A 239-nucleotide genomic window follows, 5' to 3' on the forward strand; every position below is an offset into this window, starting at 1 on the left:
TATTTTGCTAATAAATCTTTAAAATTATCTGGATTAAAAGAGTTTGTTTTATCAACCTCTATTATTAATGCCCCTTCATCATCCCTGCATGTAATTTTATTACTTTTACATAGGTTCTCCTCATCTTCACTCTCGATGATAAATAAATTATTTAAATCTAGTTCTATCTCACCAGAAATTGTAGTCGGGTTTGATAAAGAAGGAATATCACCAGTACTTTTAAAATGGATTTTAACAAT

1 protein-coding gene is annotated in these 239 nt (G+C 28.0%); it reads right to left on the reverse strand.

The features are described from left to right. The coding region (locus R0J88_RS23185) for a hypothetical protein (protein ID WP_410901343.1) at positions 1-239 on the reverse strand (239 nt) is incomplete at both ends.

It is taken from the genome of Pseudoalteromonas sp. SIMBA_162, assembly GCF_046535955.1.
Classification (GTDB): Bacteria; Pseudomonadota; Gammaproteobacteria; order Enterobacterales; family Alteromonadaceae; genus Pseudoalteromonas; species Pseudoalteromonas marina.